At 36.7% G+C, this 2,370-nt stretch carries 3 protein-coding genes; all 3 read right to left on the bottom strand.

Annotated elements, in window-relative coordinates; translation table 11 throughout:
* Positions 1-1,382, bottom strand: a 1,382-nt coding sequence (locus LDB17_RS00075) for a flotillin family protein (RefSeq protein WP_393924813.1), incomplete at its 3' end; no start/stop codon positions are given.
* Positions 1,383-1,435: 53 nt separating this feature from the next.
* Positions 1,436-2,011: an NfeD family protein gene (locus tag LDB17_RS00070; RefSeq protein ID WP_135106399.1), complete on the bottom strand. Its 576-nt coding sequence runs from the start codon at positions 2,009-2,011 to the stop codon at positions 1,436-1,438.
* Between the two features lie 165 nt (positions 2,012-2,176).
* A partial coding sequence (locus LDB17_RS00065) for a TolC family protein (RefSeq protein ID WP_393924812.1) occupies positions 2,177-2,370 on the bottom strand: 194 nt, incomplete at its 5' end.

Genomic DNA, 2,370 nt, shown 5'->3' with positions numbered 1-2,370 from the left:
GTAGTTGTTTGACCATTGCTATTGTTACCTGCCGAATCCCAAACAGTAATCTTATCAATTTTAAGATTCTTGATCGCTTCAACCTGAGTTTTCACCAGTTCAGGAAGCTTTTCTATCAGTAGTAACTGATATGCCGCTACAGGATCGCCTCCGGCTGCATTTACAACACCTTTATAACCTTCCGCTTGTTTTGATAGTATTTCATACAATCCTCGAGCTTCTGCATCCATTTTGGCAAATATAGCATCAGCCTCACCTCGAGCTTGTTCTCTCAACTGTTCAGCCTTAGCTTGAGCTTCAATAATGATCTTTTGTTTCTCTATCTCAGCCGGAATTACAACGTTGGCTATTTGAGTAGAACGTTCTCTTTCAGAACGAGCCAACTCGGCTCGTTGTTCTGCCTGATATGCTTCTTCCAAAGCTTTTGCTTCTTGTACTTTCTCGGACGAAACAGCAAGTCTCAAGGCTTCTGCTTCCTTTTCACGACGTAGAGCATCGGAGCCTGCAATTTCTATTTTTGCAATATTCTCTCCTTTTACTGCTACAGCATTTGCTTCAGCCGTTTTTACACGAGTATCTCTCGTTGCTTCAGCTTTACCAATCGACTCATCTCTGAATGCTCCGGCAATGCTAACCTCTTTGTCCTTCTGAGCTATAGCTATCTGCACATCTCTATCCCGATGTGTTTCGGCTATTTGTACATCACGAAGTCTATCGGCTACAGCCTTTCCTGTTTCACCCATTTTTTCTTGTTCAGCTACACTCACTTTCGCCTCATTGATGGCTTTAGCAGCAGCTTCTTTCCCTAGAGCTTCTATATAACCTGATTCATCATTGATATCAGTTACGTTTACGTTGATTAACTTAAGACCAATTTTACGTAATTCGGTATCTACATTTTTAGAAATATTATCCAGGAATTTATCACGATCCGAGTTGATTTCTTCAATCATCATTGTGGCAATAACCAAACGAAGCTGACCGAATAAGATATCTTTCGCCAATTCTTGTATCTGCGAAGTGGTCAAACCTAATAATCTCTCTGCCGCATTATTCATATTCTCCTTCTCGGTAGAAATCGCAATAGTAAATCGACATGGTACATCGACTCTAATGTTCTGTTTACTCAATGCACTAGTCAGATTGGCCTCGATAGATATCGGCTTCAAGTCTAAATAAGCAAAATCTTGTACTACCGGCCAGATAAAAGCACCTCCACCGTGTATACATTTGGCTGAAGCTCCTCCTGTTTTGCCATATACAACTAATATTTTGTCCGACGGACAACGCTTGTACCTAGATACCATTGTCATAATGAGGACAAATATTACAATTATAGCCACTACAAAAAGAACTCCTGTTCCTTCAAATAATCCTTCCATAATAAGAGTTTTATTTTAAAATTTATTGTATTTGTTCAATCAAAGAATAGTTGTTAGAGAGTTAAAGGAGTAACAATTAATATATCTCCTTCTATACCTACAACCTTTACTAATGACCCGTTTTTGATTTCATCAACGCTGTTGGTGATAGCTGAAAGTTCATGAGTAGATCCCCTAACACTAATAAAGACCTTTCCTTTTCCTGTTTTTGCCGCAGGAATAGAAAGATAAACATCTGCGGTTTTACCTATTGTATCTTCTATTTTAAAGCTATTATCTTCTGATAGTTTTAGTAACGCTCGCATAATAAAGAAAAAGAATGCAATGAAGAGTACTCCTACCAAAAATGCGACAATAGCTAAAAGAATATTGTTTTCTATAACATTGTAAAGTGATACTCCAGCCCATCCAAATCCGAGAAGAAAATTAATTAGGTTTCGAAGAGAAAAAAGCTGAAAAGGAGAATCTCCGCCGTCTAAATTTCCATCAAAATCTGCATCAACACCTGTATCCGCATCGGCTCCAACAAAGGTCATTATTGTTTGTATAATAAATATTACACTCGCTCCGATGGCTATATACCAATAAAACTGTTGAGTGCCATCCATATTAGCAAAAAACTCTTTCATTATAGGTTTTAGTTAATGGTGTTAATTTATATATAAGCTTTATACAAATATATAATTTTTTCGCTAGAGAATTGACTCTAAAGGCATGTTTTTAAAATAAAAATTCCGTGAAACTTAAGATAATTTCACGGAATCTGATAGCACTTGATTCTACATTAAACTCAATTATTCCAAATCTATAGGTTTTCCTTGGTAGAAATCTAATATTTTACTTCTAAAAAGGAAATCATACTTCGCTTGAATCTGTTCTGATCTACTTGTCAATAATTTAGTTTTCGCTTCATTAAATTCAAAAACAGTAGATTTTCCTATTTCGTATCTTTCTTGTGCATACTTGAAAGACTCTTCCGCTGCATCGT

Origin of the sequence: Dysgonomonas sp. Shenzhen-Wh21 (assembly GCF_043392705.1) — a bacterium.
GTDB lineage: Bacteria > Bacteroidota > Bacteroidia > Bacteroidales > Dysgonomonadaceae > Dysgonomonas.
The sequence above is the reverse complement of the archived record's forward strand: the minus strand, read 5'-3'. Positions and strand labels throughout refer to the sequence as shown.

Bases quoted from the DNA above. Each gene is read 5' to 3' on its own strand.
- LDB17_RS00070 (WP_135106399.1), bottom strand. From the start codon at position 2,011: ATGAAAGAGTTTTTTGCTAATATGGATGGCACTCAACAGTTTTATTGG.